Origin of the sequence: Sarcina sp. DSM 11001, from assembly GCF_900101015.1 — a bacterium.
In the GTDB taxonomy this organism is placed as follows: Bacteria; Bacillota; Clostridia; order Lachnospirales; family Lachnospiraceae; genus CAG-791.
Genome location: NZ_FNFZ01000022.1, coordinates 35,899 through 55,726 on the forward strand (window position 1 = coordinate 35,899; position 19,828 = coordinate 55,726).

Below are 19,828 nucleotides of genomic sequence, written 5' to 3' on the forward strand. Positions count from 1 at the left end.
GCATCCGGAGCAGACACGGACTGCATCGGATCCGGGCGCATGATTTCTGTTCCCCCTTCAAAAAATCATCCGTCCATTCTCCGATGTTCTGTAATCTTTTCCTTGGTAGTCAGATAATATTATAATAACAGAAAAAAGCCCCTGAGTTAACATATTATTGTAAAAAGAACCCCGGAAGCTTTTCAGTTATTTTTTACACAGGATATTTTAACATGCAATCACGGAACGTTCTGTATTTTTTTTAAAGCTATGCTATAATGTGACAGACAGTTGGTTACTGTCCAGACACAAAGGCCTCAGGTTTCGAGGCGGTCTGAACTGTAACGAAAGTTGCAGGACATGTCATTTAAAAATAGATGATCTCAAAGGAATGCCTGTCTGACCCGGTGTCAGGGAGGCGGGATCTGCTGAAGGAGCAGCACAGATCTTGCGGGCTGTGCGCACAAACACCTGCGCTGCGGTCGTTTCCACATGTTTTTGCTCCGGAAAGAGAGAAGAGGATGAACGGTGTAAGACGCGTATACGTCGAAAAGAAGGAGCCATTTGCCGTTGCGGCGAAGCAGCTTAAGGAAGACATAAAAGGCTTTTTGGGAATAGAGAAGATCAAAAACGTACGGATCCTCATCCGGTACGATGTGGAGAATATCTCGGACGAGACTTTTGAAAAGGGCTGCCGGACTGTTTTCTCCGAGCCGCCTGTAGACACACTGTACCGCGAAGAGATCCTTATTCCTGAAAACACGGCCGTTTTTTCCGTTGAGGCGCTCCCCGGACAGTTTGACCAGCGCGCGGACAGCGCGGAGCAGTGCCTTCAGTTCCTCAATGAAGAGGAAAAACCTGTAGTGCATACAGCTGTCACCTATCTGCTGGAGGGTGGTTTAACGGAGGAGGAAGTCGGCCGCATTAAGGCCTACTGCATCAACCCCGTGGACTCGCGTGAGACCGGTATGGAAAAGCCCCTGACACTGAGGACGGACTATCCCGAACCTGAAGATGTCCTGGTTTTTGAAGGCTTTACAACTATGGACGCCGCTGCGCTCCGCGCTCTGTATGATTCTCTCGGACTGGCCATGACCTATGCTGATTTTGCCTTTATCCAGGAGTATTTTGCGGGGAAAGAACACCGTGACCCCACCATCACGGAGATCCGTGTTCTGGACACCTACTGGTCCGACCACTGCCGCCACACGACTTTTTCCACAGAGCTTAAAAATATCGAATTTGAAGACGGTTATTACAGGACTCCGATCGAGACCACTTTCCAGAGCTATACCGATACACGGCAGGAACTGTACGCCGGCCGCACTGACAAGCCGGTCTGCCTGATGGACCTGGCGCTGATGGGAATGAAGAAGCTCAAGGCGGACGGCAAGCTCACGGATATGGAGGAATCGGAGGAGAATAATGCCTGTTCTGTCGTCGTCCCGATCGAAGTCGACTACGGCGACGGCCCCCGGACAGAGGAATGGCTGGTCTTCTTTAAAAACGAGACCCACAACCACCCGACGGAGATCGAACCCTTCGGCGGCGCAGCCACCTGCCTGGGAGGCGCGATCCGCGACCCGCTCTCCGGACGCGGCTATGTCTATCAGGCCATGCGCGTGACGGGCGCAGCGGACCCCACGGTCCCCGTGTCCGAAACGATCCCCGGTAAGCTTCCCCAGAAAAAACTGGTCATCGGGGCGGCAGACGGCTATTCCAGCTATGGCAACCAGATCGGCCTGGCCACCGGACAGGTGACGGAGATCTATCATCCCGGCTATCTGGCCAAGCGCATGGAGATCGGCGCTGTCATGGGCGCCGCGGCCCGTGAGAATGTCCAGCGGCTTCGTCCGGCTCCCGGCGATGTGATCATCCTGCTTGGAGGCCGCACCGGGCGCGACGGCATAGGCGGCGCCACAGGTTCCTCAAAGGCCCACACCCAGGAGTCCCTGACTACCTGCGGCGCTGAGGTCCAGAAGGGCAATGCCCCCACAGAGCGCAAGCTCCAGCGTCTCTTCCGCAGACCCGAGGTCTCGCACATGATCAAAAAGTGCAATGACTTCGGAGCGGGCGGTGTCTCTGTCGCGATCGGCGAGCTTGCCGACGGTCTTGAAGTAAACCTCGACCTCGTCCCGAAAAAATATGAGGGCCTGGACGGCACCGAGCTGGCTATCTCCGAATCCCAGGAGCGTATGGCTGTAGTTGTCGCTCCGGAAGATGAGAAGCAGTTCCTGGCCTATGCAGCCCAGGAGAACCTCGAGGCGACTCCCCTGGCCCATGTCACGGAAGAACCCCGTCTGGTCCTGAAATGGCGCGGCAGACCCATCGTGGACATAGCCCGCGCGTTTCTTGATACCAACGGCGCCCATCAGGAAACAGATGTGGAGGTCCTGATGCCCTCGGAAGAGGACAATTATTTCCACAAGATCGCGTCGACAAAGGTCGGGGAGATCCTGAAGGGAGAAAAAGAAGCCAGAAATGACCAGCCGGACCAGGAAGACGTATCCGGGCCTTTCTTTGCCGATGCGGTAAAAGCCTCCCTGTCCGACCTCAACGTCTGTTCCCAGAAGGGCCTTGTGGAGATGTTTGACTCCAGCATCGGAGCCGCGACTGTCACGATGCCCTACGGCGGCCGCTATCAGCTCACGCCCGCTCAGGCCATGACAGCGAAGCTCCCTGTCCTCCACGGCAGGACGGATACGGTCTCAATGATGAGCTATGGCTTCGATCCATATCTCTCCTCCTGGAGTCCCTACCACGGGGCGATCTATGCCGTTGTCCAGTCCATGTCCAGGATCGTGGCCTCCGGCGGTGATTACAGAAACCTGCACTTTACCTTCCAGGAATATTTCGGCCGCATGTCGGAGGATCCTGCCCGCTGGAGCCAGCCCTTCTCCGCCCTCCTGGGAGCTTATGATGCCCAGATCGGCTTCGGCCTCGCCTCCATCGGCGGCAAGGACTCCATGTCCGGAACCTTCCGCGAAGAGGGCATTGACATCGACGTTCCGCCCACCCTCGTTTCCTTCGCTGTCGACGTGGCGAAGGCCGGCGAGATCGTGACTCCTGAACTCAAGAGGGCGGGTGATATTCTCGTCCAGCTCTGCATCGAAAAGGACGAATTCGACGTCCCGGTCTACGACGATGTCACCCATATGTATGAAATGGTCTCCTCCCTCATGAAGGAAGGAAAGATCTGCGCCGCCTATGCCCTGGACGGATACGGAATCCTTCCGGCAGCCGCGAAAATGGCTTTCGGCAACGGATTCGGTATCAATTTCATTGAGAAACTCCGCCTGGTGGACCTGTTCAAAAATGCCATGGGCGATCTTCTGGTCGAGATGTCTCCGGACGACCTCGTCGCTGTCTCCGATGCGGAAGGTTTCGACTGGCATGTTGTAGGCACCGTGACCGGGAAAGAGAATGCCGTCTTTTCATGGCGCGGAGCCCGGATCCCTCTCGAGGAGATGCTGGCAGCCTGGAAGCGCCCCCTGGAGAAAGTGTTCCCTTCCAAGAGTGCCGACGATGCGGTCGCCTTTGACGCTCCCCTCTATTCGGGTGCCCATAAGGAAGCAGCAGTGGAGGCCCCGGTCTATACCGGCGGACAGATCGCTGTCTGTACCAACAAGATCGCCCGGCCGACCGTCTTCATTCCGGTCTTCCCCGGCACCAACTGTGAATATGACACCGCCGCCGCATTTGAGCGCGCGGGCGCCAGGACTGTTACCCGTGTGTTCACGAATCTCACCGCCCAGGATATCCGCGATTCCGCCAAAGCCTATGCGGAGGAGATCAGCAAGGCTCAGATCATCATGTTCCCCGGCGGCTTTTCCGCCGGCGACGAACCGGACGGCAGCGCGAAGTTCTTTGCCACCGCTTTCAGGAACGCTGTTATCGAGGAGGCTGTCCGCGACCTTCTCGACAAGCGCGACGGCCTTGTCCTGGGAATCTGCAACGGCTTCCAGGCCCTGATCAAGCTCGGTCTTGTTCCCAACGGTGCCATCACCGGCCAGGACGAGCAGTCGCCGACCCTGACCTACAACACCATCGGCCGCCACATCTCTAAAATGGCTTATACGAAGGTGTGCAGCAATAAATCTCCCTGGCTCGCCCTCGCAGAGCCCGGCGGCGTCTATGTCAACCCCGCCTCCCACGGCGAGGGACGCTTCGTCGCCACCGACGAATGGATCAGGAAACTTGAGGCAAACGGCCAGATCGCGACCCGTTACTGCGACCCCGACGGAAATGTCTCCATGGACGAAGAGTGGAACATCAACGGCTCCTACGCCGCAATCGAAGGGATCACCTCTCCCGACGGCCGCGTATTCGGCAAAATGGTCCACTGCGAACGCAGCGGCCAGTACGTCAACCTCAATATTGAAGGCAATCAGGATATGCGCCTGTTTGAGGCCGGCGTGAAATACTTCCGTTAAAGAACAGACCGAAATCTAAAAACCCGGGACAGACTGTCCGAAAACCAGTGACGTTTAGTAGACAGGGACGGTTCGGAAGGGGGTGGTTTGGAGACAGGGGATGGTTCTGTGTTTCCGAACCGTCTCCTGTCTCCGAACCGCCCCTTCTTTTTTATCGAAGGTTCAAAATTTTCCGAAAAGAGCAGTAATAAAAGCAGGAACAAGTATAAAAGAATAAACGGGTTAACATTATAAATCGGGTTAACATTATAAATATTGTAATAAATACGAACATAATTTAGAAATAAGATTTAGTGCGTTAAAGAGTGAAAACGCCGCAGTTAAGAGTGAAAATATGCAGAAAACGAATTTCAGCAGAGAAACGGAAAAGATCATAAAGAGAATAAGCGCCGGTCAGAAGGATGTTCCCCGCCTGCTCCTGCACAGCTGCTGCGCGCCCTGTTCCAGCCATGTGATGGAGTACCTGAGGGAGTATTTTGCGCTGACGGTTTTTTACTATAACCCCAATATTACGGTATCAGAGGAGTATGAAAAACGTCTCATGGAGGAGAAGAGGCTGATCGAAGCCTATAACAGGCAGGTGGAGATCCAGGACTTTACAGGCATGCATTCGTCTCCTGCCGCAAAACGGATCGGGATCCTGGAGGCCCCTTATGATCCTGAGGCCTGGTTTGCTGCTGTGCAGGGACTGGAGGACTGCCCCGAAGGCGGAGACAGGTGCTCAGTCTGTTTCGAGATGAGGCTGCGGGCCAGTGCCAGGGCTGCCGCCGGGATCGGGCATTCTCTTGGCAGGTTTGATTACTTTACCACGACTCTTACCATCAGTCCTCTTAAAAACGCGATGAAACTTAACGAGATCGGACAGCGTATGGCTGAGGAATACGGCGTCAGCTGGCTGCCCTCCGACTTCAAAAAAAAGGATGGCTATAAGCGGTCGATCGAGCTGTCAAAAGAATTCGACCTTTACAGGCAGAACTACTGCGGCTGTGTTTTCTCACAGAGACTCGCGGGCAAGTCTTGAATGAAATAAAAACATTTCCAGTCATATTTCCTGACATCCTTACACCCGCCTGACTCACACCGGCCGGGCATCCCCTTGACAAAACGGGGGGTTTTTGACATTATCTTAAAGTTATAGGAATATTAATAACTTATAAAGAAAAAAAGCCGGTTTCACGAAAAATGCCGCCGGTCAGAGCAGATGCTCTGCACAGCGGGTACAGGATGCCGGCATATCCTGGATGATGATTCATCGCCGACAGCGGGAGATGATTCATCGCGGAAAGCAGGATAAGAGGAGGTATACATTTGGAGCAGTTTCTGAATCAGATATCTAAGGAAATGGCATCAGCCTTTGAGGCAGCAGGGTATGACGGAGCACTAGGCAGGGTGACTGTCTCCAACCGCCCGGATCTGTGTGAATATCAGTGCAACGGGGCCATGGCCGGGGCCAAACGCTACCGGAAAGCGCCTTTTATGATCGCGGAGGATGTGGCAAAAGCGCTGGCAGAAAAAAATGAAGGCGCAGGCTCCTCTGTCTTTTCAAAGGCGGAAGTCGTAAAGCCCGGCTTTTTGAACCTGGATGTCCAGGAAAGTTTCCTCAAGGCGTATCTGAACGAAATGAAAGCCGACAGCAGGCTCGGCATGCCGCTTCCCGAAAAGCCGGAAAAGATCATCATCGACTACGGCGGACCCAATGTGGCCAAGCCACTGCATGTAGGGCATCTGCGCAGCGCAGTGATCGGAGAAGCAGTCAAGCGGATCGCGCGATTTCATGGAGAGGATGTCATCGGGGATATTCATTTGGGCGACTGGGGCCTGCAGATGGGCCTTGTCATTACAGAGCTGAAAAAGAGGATGCCGGATCTGCCCTATTTTGATCCCGATTTTAAAGGGGAATATCCTGAGGAAGCCCCTTTCACAGTATCTGCTCTGGAAGAGATCTATCCTTTTGCCAGTGCGAAATCCAAGGAAGATCCCGCTTATTATGCGGAGGCGATGGACAATACCAGACGCCTGCAGGACGGGGAGCGGGGCCTGTATGCTCTGTGGCAGAAGATCGTTGCGGTCTCCGTGGCGGATATGAAGCGCAATTACGAGAACCTGAACGTCTCCTTTGATCTCTGGAACGGTGAGGCCAGTGTGCACGGGATCATCCCCGGGATGGTCAGCAAAATGAAAGAGGACGGCTGCGCCTATGAGAGTCAGGGCGCTCTTGTTGTGGATGTCTCCAAAGATTCGGATTCCAAGGAGATCCCCCCCTGTATCGTTCTGAAATCTGACGGGGCTTCCCTCTATACGACCACTGACCTTGCGACGATCAAGGAGAGGGTGGAAAAGTATCATCCGGACAGGATCATTTATATCACGGACAAGCGTCAGGAACTGCATTTCACCCAGGTCTTCCGCGCCGCCAGGAAATGCGGACTGATCGGGGACGACACAGATCTGGTCCACATCGGCTTCGGGACGATGAACGGCAGGGATGGCAAGCCCTTCAAGACCCGTGAAGGAGGTGTCATGCGCCTCGAGACCCTGATCGGGGATATCGACCGGGAAATGCTGTCCAAGATCAGTACTAATCCGGAGATCCCGGCAGAGGAAGCGGAACAGACCTCGCGTCAGGTCGCCCTTGCCGCCCTCAAATACGGAGATCTTTCCAACCAGGCGTCCAAGGACTACATCTTTGATATAGAAAAATTCACTTCCTTTGAGGGAGATACAGGTCCCTACATCCTGTATACCATCGTGCGCATGCGCTCCATCCTGCAGCGCTATGCCGCTCAGGAACAGGAAAGAGGACAGCAGGCAAAGGATCCTGCATCCCTTGAGCTGAAAGAGCCTGCGGGACCCGTCGAGAAAAAACTGATGATGGATCTGGCCGGCTTCAATGCCATGATGGAAGGAGCCTATGCGGACTGCGCGCCCCACAGGGTCTGCGCCTATATCTACCAGCTGTCCAACGACTTTAACACTTTCTATCATTCGACCAGGATCCTTACCGAAAAGGACACTGCCAGGAAGGAAGCCTGGATCGCGCTTTTGAGTCTGACAGAGAGAGTCCTCGCGCAGTGTATAGATGTGCTGGGCTTCTCCGCGCCGGACAGAATGTAAGATTTCATAATTTCAGGTTTCTGGATTTAAGCCTTCAAAATGTAAAGCCTGCAGAATAAGAAGTAAAGCCTGGCGATATAAGGCTCTGTAAGCCCTGTAAGGATTTGCATAGTTCCATATAGTTATGCATAGTTATGCAATGCTATTGTGGTGGAAGGTTTACATTCCGGGGCAAACATGATAATGTTTACAGTAATCCATTTTGCGAAATGGTGAATTGCTGGGAGGGCAGAAGCCGGGTGGCATAACATGCCCTCAGATCATTGATTAATGATTAAGATCATAGATTCTGGCAGGAGTCCGTATCCTGCCGCGAGGTAATCGAATGGAGGAACAAGGAAAGCTCATCGTCTTCTCCGGAGAAGGAAGAGGAAAGACTGCTGCCGCACTGGGCCTGGCCCTGCAGGCGGCTGCTGATGGGAAAACAGCTGTCGTCATTCAGTTTCTGAAGGGAAAGGGATTCGCGGAATCCATCTTCTGCAAACGGATGGAACCGGATATCAAGATCTTCCGTTTTGAAAAGTCGGAAGTGAGCTTCGAAGAACGTCCGACCCACCAGCAGCAGGACGATGTTTCCAACATCCGCAACAGCCTTGGATTTGCCAGAAAAGTTCTCTCGACAGGAGAATGCGATCTTCTGGTCCTGGATGAGATCCTTGGCGTGCTGGACAACGGGATCATCAGTATCGATGAACTCAGGGATCTTGTCGAGCAGAGAGGACTTACGCAGGTCATTTTTACCGGCCGCTCACTGAGCGGAGAGCTGTGTGCCTTTGTCGATGAGATCTCCCAGATCAATACAGTTCGTTTCAAAAAGTATACCGGTGAATAGTATTTTGTGTCTATTTGTGTTATAAAGCAGCGCGGACAATCCTGTCTTTACTGCGAACAACGGAGGAAATGCCATGTCTATTTTTACAAAAGCTGCCGTAGCTATCGTGACGCCTTTTCACGAGAATGACTTATCCGTCAATTACGACGCCTTTGCCGAACTGATCGATTTTCAGATCGAGAACGGCACTGACGCTATCGTTGTCTGCGGTTCCACCGGCGAAGCTGCGACCATGACGGAGCAGGAGCACCTGGATGTCTGCAAGTTCTGTATTGATTATACCAAAAAGCGTGTGCCGGTCATTGCGGGCAGCGGCTCCAACTGCACCCAGACGGCGATCAATCTCTCCAGAGAGATTGCGGAATATGGGGCTGATGGTCTCCTCGTCATCCATCCCTATTACAACAAAGCGACTCAGAAGGGGCTGGTAAAGCACTTTTCCATGATCGCTGAGCAGTCAAAGGGATGTCCCATCATCCTGTACAATGTTCCCGGCCGCACCGGCGGAAACATTGCTCCCGAGACAGTCGCGCAGCTTGTAAAAGAAGTCCCGAATATTGTCGGTATCAAGGAGGCAAGCGGTGACATCGGACAGATCGTCAAACTGATGACTCTGACTGACGGAAACATTGATCTGTATTCCGGAAATGACGACCAGGTCGTTCCCCTGATGTCCATGGGCGGACTCGGCGTGATCTCTGTCGTCTCCAACATCGCTCCCCGGGCAGTCCACGACATGTGTGACAAGTTCTTAAACGGAGATGTGGCAGGAGCCGCTAAGATCCAGAGAGAAACCTACGGCCTGTTTGAGAATCTGTTTTCAGAGGTCAACCCTATCCCTGTCAAAAAAGCCGTCAATCTGATGGGCTTTAATGCAGGCCCTCTTCGCATGCCTCTGACGGAAATGGAAGACGCGCACGCAAAGAAGCTTGAGGAGGCAATGCGCAGCTTCGGGCTTATTAAATAAGTGATTTTGAAAAACAGATCTTATATTCAGCGATTATTCAGTGATTATTCAGTGATCCGGGTAAGGAGGAAAATATGGTAAAGGCACTTTTGCACGGCGCATGTGGAAGAATGGGGCATATAATCGCCGATATCGTCTCCCGGGATCCGGAGATTGAGATCATCGCCGGCGTAGATGCTTTTGGCAGTGCGTATGCGGGTTTTCCCGTTTATGCGTCTCTGGATGAATGCAGGGAAGAGGCAGATGTTGTCATTGATTTTTCAACAGCTTCTGCCATTGATGGCCTGCTCGCCTACAGCGCTGAGCATGCCGTTCCTGTTGTAGTCTGTACGACGGGGCTTTCCGAAGAGCAGACAGCGAACCTGAAAAAGACTGCGGAGAAGATCGCAGTGCTCAAGAGCGCCAATATGTCGATCGGTATCAATCTGCTCCTGACCCTTCTGGCTGAGGCCGCGCCCCGGCTTGCGGAAGCGGGCTTTGACATCGAGATCGTCGAAAAGCACCACAATCAGAAAATCGATTCTCCCAGCGGGACTGCCCTCGCTCTTGCGGACAGTGTCAATGATTCCCTCGGCGGAGACTATGCTTATGTCTATGACAGGACTGTCCGAAGGGAAAAACGCCCGCAGAAGGAGATCGGCATCAGCGCAGTCCGCGGCGGGACGATCGTGGGTGACCACGATGTGATCTTTGCCGGAGAGGATGAAGTCATCACCTTCTCCCACAGAGCCTACAGCCGTGCTGTCTTCGGAAAGGGCGCAGTGGTGGCGGCCAAATTCCTCGCGGGAAAACCGGCGGGGTTTTATACGATGCACGACGTTCTTGCCTGAATAAATCCGAATAATACTTTGAAGTTTAAGCGCTTATCAAATATTTCCTGCGCAAAATGGCGGATTTTGATAAGCGCTCTTTTTTATTCTTCTCTTCATCGCGTAATACCCGTGTTTTCAGACATTGGATAAGTGTGAAAGAAGTGAAACTCGCGCGCGGGTCTTGAAGTGGCAGGTAATAGTTTTTTATGCGGATAAGGTGACAAATTATGAAGATTCGTCCCTGTATAGATATTCACGGCGGCCGTGTCAAACAGATCGTAGGCGGTACGGTCGGACAGAGCGGAAAAGTAAAGGAAAATTATGTCTCGGACTGTGGGGCGGCCTGGTATGCCTCCCTTTACAGGGAAAAAGAAATGGACGGCGGGCATATTATCCTGCTGGACAGTGCCGCAGCTGATCCTGCAGCCTGGGAGGCGGACCGCCTGCAGGCTGTTCAGGCCCTGAGGGCTTTCCCCGGGGGCATGCAGATCGGCGGCGGGATCGATCCCCGGAACGCGGTGTCCTTCCTTGAAGAGGGGGCTTCCCATGTGATCGTGACCTCCTATGTCTTCAGGGATGGAAGGCTCGACCTGGACCGGCTTGAAGAAATGAAGCGGGCTGTCGGGAAAAAGAGGCTCGTTCTGGACCTCAGCTGCCGCAGGCGGCAGGACGGTTCCTTTGCGGTCGTCACCGACAGATGGCAGAAATTTACAGAACTGACAGTCACACCGGATAACCTGCGCTCTCTCAGCGCGCACTGCGACGAATTTCTCATTCATGCCGCGGATGTCGAGGGGAAAAGAGGAGGGATCCAGGAAGACCTGACTGCTGTTCTGGGAAAATTCTGTCTGGACACAGGATTTCCGGTGACCTATGCAGGCGGAGTCCATAAGCTTTCCGATCTCTCCAGGATCGCGGGACTTTCCGGCGGAAGGCTGGATGTCACAGTGGGAAGCGCGCTCAGGATCTTCGGAGGAGATCTGGACCTGGAGGATCTGGCTGCAGCCGCTGCAGCAGCAGAGTCCTGTGGCGGACCGGTTTCCGGACGACCCGGAAGATAAGGAAGCAGATGGCAGATAATAAAATGAGGCCGGTGCACTTTCGTGCACCGGCCCCTGCTGTCTAACGATTAACTTAATTATTTAAAAAGTCAGATTTATAAAAGTCAGGGATCAGGGCTGTATCAAAGCTTTGTTACATTGACAGCCTGAGGTCCTTTCTGGCCCTGAATCACATCGTATTCTACAGCTTCACCTTCTTCAAGGGACTTGAAACCTTCCTGATTAATACCGCTGAAATGTACGAATACGTCATTTCCCTCGGAATCAGAAATGAAACCGAATCCCTTTTGATTGTTAAACCATTTAACAGTTCCTTTGCTCATGCTGGCACCTCCAAATGCGTAAAAATTATTAATTGTGCACAAATTCCGGAACAATTTTTAAGAATTAATGCAATAGATTTAACATAGCACAGGTATTAACAAAAGTAAAGGATTATTTTACCTGTATGAAATTGTATGGTTTTTTGTATATGAATGAATCTTTTCGAAATGTGCAGATGCTTCTTTACTTCACAGTCTTAAAATGTTAAGATTGGTGATGGAGTAAACAGACCTCTCGAAATGATAAGATTGGTGATGGTGTAAACAGGCCTCTCAAATCGTAAGCAGAAGAGCTGTGTTTCTCCAACTGTACTCCGAAACATTTTGTGATAGTGAACGGCGGGGAGGTTCCATGAACAATAAAATTCATACTGAAGCGGTAAGCCACCTTTTTGAAGCCATTCTTACACTTAAGACGGAAGAGGAGTGTTTTATCTTTTTTGAAGATCTCTGTACTGTGAATGAATTATTATCTCTTTCCCAGAGGTTTGAAGTTGCATCAATGCTCAAGAGAAAAGACACTTATCTCAAGATCGCGGAGAAGACCGGAGCGTCCACAGCGACGATCAGCCGTGTCAATCGTTCACTGAACTATGGCAATGACGGCTATGATATGGTGTTCGCAAGGATGAAATCCTATAACTATACAGAAATTGACGACAAACATGACAAAACGCGAAGCCGCAGGGAAAAACCGGCGCAGAAATAGTTATTGGCTTTATGAAAACATCGGAAAAGACCGGTTGCAGATTGTTGCCCCTGAAAGTTTTTTGGGGAGGAGTGCTGATTTATCTTCTTGCAGTCCTTCCTTTTTTAGTGTATCGCAGGGGTCTGTTTTTTTATTATGGTGATTATAACGTCCAACAGGTACCCTTTCTGATCTATGCGCACCGGGCGGTACGTGAGGGCAGGTTTTTCTGGACACCGATGGTGGACCTGGGCGGAAATATGGGTGGGATTTTCTCGTTTTATCTGTGGGGAAGTCCCTTTTTCTGGCTGACGATCCCTTTCCCGGAGAGTTGGCTTCCTTTTATGATGCCGTTTTTAATGGCTCTCAAGTACGGAACTGCGTCTGCTGCTGCCTGTGCCTGGATCAGGACACAGACAAAAACGGACCTTGCGGCTGTCCTGGGGGCTTTTCTGTATGCCTTCTCGGGCTTCCAGGCCTGCAACATTGTCTTCCAGCACTTCCACGACGCCACCGCCTTTTTCCCGCTCTACCTGCTTGCTTTTGACCGGTTTGTCCAGGGAAGGAAAAAATACGGTTTTGTCCTGATGACAGCCCTCATGTCAGTCATCAATTATTATTTCTTTTTCGGGCAGGTTCTCTTTCTGGTCCTGTACTATATGATCCGCCGCGGGATCAGGCTTATCCGCTCGGAGGGGCTCCCGGTCTTTGCCGGGGAGGTGCTGCGTATTGTGGCAGCGGGAGCTTTCGGCCTGATGCTCTCGGCCTTTTTCCTGGTCCAGTCGATCGGGGGGATCATGGGCAATGCCCGCATCTCAAAGATCCTGAATGGTTATGATCTGGTTGCCTATCCAGATGCAGTGACTCCGCTGGCGATCCTCAAATCCTTTTTCATGATCCCGGACCTGGTGGCCAGGGGGACTCTGTTTACAAGCGATTATGTCAAAAACGGCTCACTGGCCTTTTATCTTCCCTGCTTTGCCATGACAGGCGTCTTTGCCTATTGGATGATGCGGCGCCTGAGTTGGAAAAAGACTCTGCTGCGGGTCCTTCTTGTCATGGCCTTTGTGCCCGCTCTGAATGCCTCCTTCTCCGCTTTCAACGCCAACTATTACGCCCGCTGGTTTTACATGCCGCTGCTTCTGTGTGCCTGTATGACAGCGGAGGTCATGGAGAAAGAGGACACGGCAGCCCTGACCCGGGGCGGTCTGCTGAATCTGGGCATAACTGTCCTGTTCCTCCTCATGTGCTTTCTTCCAGTGGAGGATAACGGCAAATGGTCCTTCACGGCGGTATGCAATAACCGGAAGCTCCTCACGACACAGATTTACGGAACTCTCTTCGGAATGGCGGTCCTCTGTGTCATTCTGGTCCTCAAACGCCGCCTCAGGAATAAAGCTAAAACTGTCCGGATCATCTGCCTGGTCCTGACGATTGTCTGCTGTATCTCTTCCACGATCGCTGTCCTCCACAATGGAAGCTCCCTGATCGCCTATACGGGCTTTGAAAAGTGGAAAAAACAGATGCTGACACAGAAGCCTGTTCTGGAAAGAAGGATGGAAGATTATCCTCTGGTGACAAACTGGGACGAGGGGATGCCTGTTCCTGCCGGACAGGGGGGAAAACCTCTTTCCGTGGGAGGAAAAGGGCTGACCCTGCCTGCTGAAGAGAGTAGGGAGCCCCTCTCCGGGGACGCGCCTTTTTCCCGCGTGGAGACGGACAGTACTTCAACCAATTATGAGCTGGTCTGGGGGATCCCGACCATGCACTGCTTTGAAAGCACTGTGCACCCCTCCATTTTTAAATGGTACAGAGGGATCGGAATGATCCGGACTGTGGAGTCGACCCTTCCCATGGAGCGCATCGGAGCAAGGGCGGTCATGTCTGTCAGATATTATCTGGAAAACGCCCTGGTAAAGCACGACAAGAGCTACACAGACCAGGGAGGGATCCAGGGATATGCCCTGATCAATGAAGAAAACGGGTACAACGTCTATGAGACGGCGAATTATATCCCCATGGGGTTCTCCTTTGATTCCTATATAACAGAGGAAAACTACAAAAAACTGCCTAATGGAGTGGTCTCAGACCGTGTCCTCGTCAAGGACCTGATCTTATCCGATGAGATGGCACAGAAATACGGCAGCCTCATGGAAGAGGATACGGACACTGATCCCGGGGAGATGCCTTACCTGGAGTTTACAGACCACTGTTATGACAGGGCGGCTTCTGCCTGTACTTCTTTTTCCTTTGACAAAAACGGTTTTCATGCGGAAGCCGACATGGACAAGGACAACCTGCTTCTTTTCTCCATTCCTTATGACAAGGGTTTTACAGCCCGGCTGGACGGCGTGAAAGCGGAAGTGGAGAGAGCCGATTATGGGCTGACAGCCATTTTCGTCCCGGAGGGAAGACATCAGATCAGAGTGACCTACAGGCCGCCCGGGCTGATCCCCTGCTCGGTCCTGTCCCTCCTGGCCTTTATCCTGCTCGCGGCGGACTGGCGAAGGAATATGAGAAGGTCCTGGTCCCGGACCTGAGATTTGCACTTGCAAATACTCCGTCCGCATGTTAAGATATCCATCGTGCACGCACAAATGTCCGTTTCAGACGGACGCCGGAAATGCTGAAAGACCAGTGTCAGGGGGTGCTCATGGAAGGATCTTCTTATTATATTGTGCATGAATCCGCAATGCCGCCGGTCCTCAAGAAAGTGGCGGAGGCAAACCGCCTGCTCTCCTCAGGAAAGGCGCGGACGGTCAACGAGGCGGCAGAGATGGCCGGAATCGGGCGCAGCTCCTACTATAAGTTCAAGGATGCAGTCCATGAATTTCACGACAATCTCCCCGGTTCAATGCTGACCATAGTGTGTGAGGTCAGCGACCGCGCAGGCTGTCTGTCAGATCTGCTGCAGACGATCGCGCAGTGCGGAGCGAATATTCTCACGATCCACCAGGCGATCCCGGAAGGCGGGACAGCAGTGGTGAGCATCAGCATGCAGATGCTTGAGAACGCGGACAGCCCGAATACGCTCATCGACAGGATCTCATCCAAAGAGGGTGTGAAAAGGGTACGTGTTACCGGAAGATGATCAGTGGGATCAGTTACAGTTTTTTGCCGGGCTTGCCTGTGCAGATTGGAAAGGAATGGCAAACGAAATGATAAAAGCTGCTGTGTTGGGTTTTGGAACAGTGGGAAGCGGCGTTGTCGAGCTTTTGGATATCAATAAAAGCTCTGTCGGGCGCAGGGTGCCCGGAGGAGTAGAGGTCAAATATATCCTGGACCTGAGGGATTTTCCCGACAGTCCCTATCGTGACAGAGTCATCCATGATTTTGACAGAATCGTCGAAGATCCCGAGATCAAGGTGGTCTGTGAGACCATGGGAGGAAAAGAACCCGCTTTCACATTCACCAGAAGAGCGCTTGAGAAGGGGATCAGTGTCTGTACGTCCAACAAGGAACTGGTGGCTGCCCACGGCCCGGAGCTTCTCAGGATCGCCAGGGAGCACAGCTGCAGTTATCTCTTTGAAGCCAGTGTAGGCGGCGGGATCCCTATCATCCGTCCCATGAACGTGTCGCTGGCGCCGGAGTCGATCGAGAAGATCATCGGCATCCTGAACGGCACGACCAACTATATGATGACCAGGATGGAGAAAGAGGACATCTCCTTTGAGGACGTGCTCCGTCAGGCTCAGGAGAAGGGCTATGCAGAGCGCAATCCCGAGGCGGATATCGAAGGACACGATGCCTGCCGCAAGATCGCCATTTTGTCTTCCCTGATGTGCGGCAAGACTGTCCGCTACGAGGACATTCCCTGTGAAGGCATCAGCCGCGTGACCATGACAGATGTTGCCTATGCCAGAAGCATGGGCAGGGCGATCAAGCTCCTCGGGATCAGTGAGAGGGACGAGTCCGCCGGAACGTTTTATGTGCGCACCGCGCCCTATATGGTTCCCGACTCTCATCCGCTCCACGGCGTAGAGGATGTTTTCAATGCTGTATTTGTGCATGGAAATCTTGTTGATAACCTCATGTTTTACGGGCGCGGAGCCGGAAAATTCCCGACAGCCAGCGCGGTCGTCTCTGATATGCTCGACTGTGCCCTGAATATCGGGAACACGATCCCTGTGTGCTGGACGGATGAAGTAATGCAGCTCACGGATCCGGCCACGAAGGTGGAAGAGTTTTTTGTACGCATTCCCCTTTCTGATAAAGAAAAAGCAAAGTCCCTGTTTGGAATCTGCCATGAAGTGAAGGCACCGGGCGGTCCCGAAGATGAGTTTGCCTTTACCACTGAGCCTATGACGGAGGCCGCTTTTGCCGAAGCAGCCGGCAGACTTGCTGAGATAAGAAGCGCGATCAGGATCCTTAGGGGATAAAATCATTTCATTACTGTCCCCCTTTTTCCAATTACTGAGGTTAAATAAAATGAAAGTAGTCAAGTTTGGCGGGAGCTCTCTCGCCAATGCAGAACAGTTTAAAAAAGTCGCATCGATCGTTCTGGCGGATAAGACCAGGCGCTATGTCATCCCCTCCGCCCCGGGAAAACGCTTTAACGGGGACATCAAGGTGACAGACCTTTTGTACAGAATGGCGTCTGAGGCGCAGCACGGAGAGGATTTCTCCGAGACGCTGGCCCAGATCAAAGACCGCTATAATGAGATCATCGAGGGGCTGGAGCTCAAGGATTTTTCCCTGGATGAACAGTTTGCCGGGATCGAAGCCAGGATGAAAAAAGATCCTGATCCGGATTTCGCGGCCTCCCGCGGAGAACATCTGAACGGCCGTATCATGGCCGCCTATCTGGGATTTGAATTTGTGGATCCCTTTGAAATGGTCTTCTTTGATGAGGAAGGCATCCTGGACGACCGCAAGACCATGCGGGCAGTGGAAAAACGGCTCTCCGAAGTGGAATATGCCGTGATCCCCGGCTTCTACGGCTGCAGCCATGAAGGCAAAGTCAAGACCTTTTCCAGGGGAGGGTCGGATGTCACAGGCTCTATTGTAGCGGGGGCCTGCCACGCCGACGTCTATGAAAACTGGACCGATGTATCCGGCTTTCTGGTCGCGGATCCCAGGATCATCAAGAATCCCGCCAGGATCGAGACGATCACCTACCGGGAACTGCGTGAGCTCTCCTATATGGGCGCATCTGTCCTTCACGAGGAGGCGATCTTCCCGGTCCGCCGTCAGGGCATCCCGATCAACATCAGGAATACAAACAGGCCTGAGGACGAGGGAACCTGGATCGTGGAGAGCACAGCCCAGAAATCAGGCTATGTCATCACCGGTATTGCAGGGCGCAAGGATTTCTGCGCAGTCCTGATCTACAAGGATATGATGAATTCGGAGATCGGGTTCGGCAGGAAGGTGCTGCAGGCGTTTGAGGACAACGAGATCTCCTTTGAACACATGCCCTCCGGCATTGACACCATGACTATTGTCGTGCACGAGGATGAGTTTATTGAAAAAGAGCAGAAGGTGGTCTCGGCGATCCACAGGCTGGCCAGGCCGGACTCCATCGAGATCGAATCGGATCTGGCTCTGATCGCAGTAGTGGGCAGGGGCATGAAGTCCACCCGGGGGACTGCCGGCCGCATTTTTTCCGCTCTCGCCCATGCCCATGTCAACGTGCGCATGATCGACCAGGGCTCCTCCGAGCTCAACATCATCATCGGTGTCGAGAACAAGGATTTTGAAGCTGCTCTGCAGGCTATCTATGATATTTTTGTCCTGACCCAGCTTTAAAGCGGGCGTTGATTTTTGCATATAGAATTTTGGGATAAAATCATTATTGAATGTATCATTTTCAGATATATCATTATTGTATTTATCGATATTGATCATATCTTTTTGAATTGAAAATATCTTATTGAAAATAACAGGAGTTAATAATAGGAGTTTGACAACATGAATGATAAGACGACAGACCCGGTAGAGAAAATGCCTGAAGAGGAGAAGGTAAGCCGCCATTTTATTGAGAGAGAGATCGACAAAGACCTCAGGGACGGGGTCTATGACAATGTCCACACCCGTTTCCCACCGGAACCCAATGGCTATCTGCACATCGGTCATGCCAAGAGTATCCTGCTCAATTACGGTATGGCACAGGAGTACGGCGGAAAATTCAATCTCCGTTTTGACGATACCAACCCGACAAAGGAAAAGATCGAATTTGTCGAGTCCATCAAGGCGGATGTCCAGTGGCTGGGCGCTGAATATGAGGACAGGCTCTTCTTTGCCTCCAATTATTTTCAGGAGATGTACGAGGTCGCTGTCAAGCTGATCAAAAAGGGAAAGGCCTATGTCTCTGATCTGCCTGCGGAGAAGATGCGGGAGTACCGCGGAACCCTCACGGAGCCCGGGAAAAATGATCCCGACCGCGACCGCAGCATAGAGGAAAACCTGGACCTCTTTGAGCGCATGCGTGCCGGCGAGTTCGCGGACGGAGAAAAGACACTGCGTGCCAAGATCGATATGGCCAGCCCCAACATCAATATGCGCGATCCGATCCTCTACCGTGTGTCCCATATGGCCCACCACAATACCGGGGACGCCTGGTGCATTTATCCCATGTACGATTTTGCCCACCCCATCGAGGACGCGATCGAGGGCATCACGCATTCGCTCTGCACGCTGGAATTTGAGGATCACCGTCCTCTGTACGACTGGGTCGTCCGTGAAGCGGAATACCCTCATCCCCCCAGACAGATCGAATTTGCCAAGATGTACCTGACCAATCAGGTGACAGGCAAGCGCTATATCAAAAAGCTTGTGGAGCAGAAGCTGGTGGACGGCTGGGACGATCCCCGTCTGGTCTCCATTTCCGGACTCCGCCGCAGGGGCTATACACCGGAATCGATCAAAAAATTCGTGGACCTGTGCGGTATCTCCAAGAGCGATTCCTCGGCGGATTTCGCCGCCCTGGAATACTGCATCCGCGAGGACCTCAAACCGGGCTGCAAGCGCATGCTGGCGGTCCTGCATCCTCTTAAGCTGATCATTGACAACTATCCCGAAGGCCAGGTGGAGATGCTCGAGGCTGACAATAACCTGGAAAACCCTGAGCTGGGCAAGCGCCAGATCCCCTTCGGCCGCGAACTCTGGATCGAGCAGGATGATTTTATGGAGGAGCCGCCCAAAAAATATTACCGTCTCTTCCCCGGCAACGAAGTTCGCCTGATGTACGCCTATTTCGTAAAATGCGTCGGCTTCGACAAGGACGAGGACGGCAATATTACGGCAGTTCATGTGACCTATGATCCCGAGACAAAGAGCGGCAGCGGCTTCACCGGCCGCAAGGTCAAGGGAACCATTCACTGGGTGCACGCGGACTCCGCAGTCAAGGTCAGCGCCCGCCTGTATGAAAACATCATTGATGAGGAAAAGGGTGTCTACGACGAAAACGGCGATCTGAACCTGAACCCTCATTCCCTGACCGTCTGCGAAGCTTACGTGGAGCCTGAGCTTAAGGAGGCAAAACCCTTCGACCGCTTCCAGTTTGTCAGAAACGGCTACTTCTGCGTCGACTATAAGGACTCTGCCCCGGGAGCCCCTGTTTTTAATCGGATCGTGGGACTCAAGAGTTCCTTTAAACTGCCCGGAAAGAAAAAATGATC

14 protein-coding genes are annotated in these 19,828 nt (G+C 52.6%); 13 read left to right on the plus strand and 1 reads right to left on the minus strand.

Going from position 1 to position 19,828, the window contains the following annotated elements:
* Positions 1-500: 500 nt before the first annotated feature.
* The 7 genes from BLT02_RS12035 (at position 501) to hisA (ending at position 11,198) form a co-directional block, all read left to right on the plus strand.
* A complete protein-coding gene (locus BLT02_RS12035; RefSeq protein ID WP_092995758.1) occupies positions 501-4,412 on the plus strand; it encodes a phosphoribosylformylglycinamidine synthase in 3,912 nt (1,303 codons plus the stop codon).
* 334 nt (positions 4,413-4,746) lie between these two features.
* Complete coding sequence (locus BLT02_RS12040; protein ID WP_092995761.1) at positions 4,747-5,433, plus strand: epoxyqueuosine reductase QueH; 687 nt, start codon at positions 4,747-4,749, stop codon at positions 5,431-5,433.
* A 287-nt stretch (positions 5,434-5,720) separates the two neighbouring features.
* Positions 5,721-7,526, plus strand: a complete 1,806-nt coding sequence (argS, locus tag BLT02_RS12045) for an arginine--tRNA ligase (protein ID WP_092995765.1) — start codon at positions 5,721-5,723, stop codon at positions 7,524-7,526.
* Between the two features lie 325 nt (positions 7,527-7,851).
* Entirely contained in the window at positions 7,852-8,358 is a 507-nt protein-coding gene (locus tag BLT02_RS12050; protein ID WP_092995768.1) for a cob(I)yrinic acid a,c-diamide adenosyltransferase, read from the plus strand.
* Positions 8,359-8,431: 73 nt separating this feature from the next.
* The gene (gene dapA, locus BLT02_RS12055; protein ID WP_092995771.1) at positions 8,432-9,325 is read left to right on the plus strand and encodes a 4-hydroxy-tetrahydrodipicolinate synthase; all 894 of its coding nucleotides are present in this window, start codon (positions 8,432-8,434) and stop codon (positions 9,323-9,325) included.
* Between the two features lie 74 nt (positions 9,326-9,399).
* Positions 9,400-10,155, plus strand: a complete 756-nt coding sequence (gene dapB / locus BLT02_RS12060; RefSeq protein ID WP_092995774.1) for a 4-hydroxy-tetrahydrodipicolinate reductase — start codon at positions 9,400-9,402, stop codon at positions 10,153-10,155.
* Between the two features lie 209 nt (positions 10,156-10,364).
* Positions 10,365-11,198, plus strand: a complete 834-nt coding sequence (gene hisA, locus BLT02_RS12065) for a phosphoribosylformimino-5-aminoimidazole carboxamide ribotide isomerase (RefSeq protein WP_092995777.1) — start codon at positions 10,365-10,367, stop codon at positions 11,196-11,198.
* A 122-nt stretch (positions 11,199-11,320) separates the two neighbouring features.
* Here the strand turns inward: hisA and BLT02_RS12070 are convergent, their stop codons facing one another.
* Positions 11,321-11,521, minus strand: a complete 201-nt coding sequence (locus BLT02_RS12070) for a cold-shock protein (RefSeq protein ID WP_092995780.1) — start codon at positions 11,519-11,521, stop codon at positions 11,321-11,323.
* Positions 11,522-11,873: 352 nt separating this feature from the next.
* On the opposite strand from BLT02_RS12070, the gene BLT02_RS12075 reads away from it, so the two are divergent.
* From BLT02_RS12075 to BLT02_RS12100, 6 genes are all read left to right on the plus strand, one after another.
* The gene (locus BLT02_RS12075; protein ID WP_092995783.1) at positions 11,874-12,230 is read left to right on the plus strand and encodes a YerC/YecD family TrpR-related protein; all 357 of its coding nucleotides are present in this window, start codon (positions 11,874-11,876) and stop codon (positions 12,228-12,230) included.
* Positions 12,231-12,241: 11 nt separating this feature from the next.
* Positions 12,242-14,749 carry a YfhO family protein gene (locus BLT02_RS12080; protein ID WP_092995786.1) on the plus strand — a complete coding sequence of 836 codons (2,508 nt, stop codon included), beginning with the start codon at positions 12,242-12,244 and terminating at the stop codon, positions 14,747-14,749.
* A 113-nt stretch (positions 14,750-14,862) separates the two neighbouring features.
* Positions 14,863-15,300: an ACT domain-containing protein gene (locus BLT02_RS12085; RefSeq protein ID WP_175453818.1), complete on the plus strand. Its 438-nt coding sequence runs from the start codon at positions 14,863-14,865 to the stop codon at positions 15,298-15,300.
* Between the two features lie 55 nt (positions 15,301-15,355).
* Positions 15,356-16,588 carry a homoserine dehydrogenase gene (locus BLT02_RS12090; RefSeq protein ID WP_242869797.1) on the plus strand — a complete coding sequence of 411 codons (1,233 nt, stop codon included), beginning with the start codon at positions 15,356-15,358 and terminating at the stop codon, positions 16,586-16,588.
* Positions 16,589-16,637: 49 nt separating this feature from the next.
* Positions 16,638-17,957, plus strand: a complete 1,320-nt coding sequence (locus BLT02_RS12095) for an aspartate kinase (protein ID WP_092995792.1) — start codon at positions 16,638-16,640, stop codon at positions 17,955-17,957.
* 162 nt (positions 17,958-18,119) lie between these two features.
* Complete coding sequence (locus BLT02_RS12100; RefSeq protein WP_242869798.1) at positions 18,120-19,826, plus strand: glutamine--tRNA ligase/YqeY domain fusion protein; 1,707 nt, start codon at positions 18,120-18,122, stop codon at positions 19,824-19,826.
* Positions 19,827-19,828: the final 2 nt, after the last annotated feature.

Coding starts and splice junctions, on each gene's coding strand:
- BLT02_RS12035 (WP_092995758.1), top strand. CDS start 501: ATGAACGGTGTAAGACGCGTATACGTCGAAAAGAAGGAGCCATTTGCC.
- BLT02_RS12040 (WP_092995761.1), top strand. CDS start 4,747: ATGCAGAAAACGAATTTCAGCAGAGAAACGGAAAAGATCATAAAGAGA.
- BLT02_RS12050 (WP_092995768.1), top strand. CDS start 7,852: ATGGAGGAACAAGGAAAGCTCATCGTCTTCTCCGGAGAAGGAAGAGGA.
- dapA (WP_092995771.1), top strand. CDS start 8,432: ATGTCTATTTTTACAAAAGCTGCCGTAGCTATCGTGACGCCTTTTCAC.
- dapB (WP_092995774.1), top strand. CDS start 9,400: ATGGTAAAGGCACTTTTGCACGGCGCATGTGGAAGAATGGGGCATATA.
- hisA (WP_092995777.1), top strand. CDS start 10,365: ATGAAGATTCGTCCCTGTATAGATATTCACGGCGGCCGTGTCAAACAG.
- BLT02_RS12070 (WP_092995780.1), bottom strand. CDS start 11,521: ATGAGCAAAGGAACTGTTAAATGGTTTAACAATCAAAAGGGATTCGGT.
- BLT02_RS12075 (WP_092995783.1), top strand. CDS start 11,874: ATGAACAATAAAATTCATACTGAAGCGGTAAGCCACCTTTTTGAAGCC.
- BLT02_RS12080 (WP_092995786.1), top strand. CDS start 12,242: ATGAAAACATCGGAAAAGACCGGTTGCAGATTGTTGCCCCTGAAAGTT.
- BLT02_RS12085 (WP_175453818.1), top strand. CDS start 14,863: ATGGAAGGATCTTCTTATTATATTGTGCATGAATCCGCAATGCCGCCG.
- BLT02_RS12090 (WP_242869797.1), top strand. CDS start 15,356: ATGGCAAACGAAATGATAAAAGCTGCTGTGTTGGGTTTTGGAACAGTG.
- BLT02_RS12095 (WP_092995792.1), top strand. CDS start 16,638: ATGAAAGTAGTCAAGTTTGGCGGGAGCTCTCTCGCCAATGCAGAACAG.
- BLT02_RS12100 (WP_242869798.1), top strand. CDS start 18,120: ATGAATGATAAGACGACAGACCCGGTAGAGAAAATGCCTGAAGAGGAG.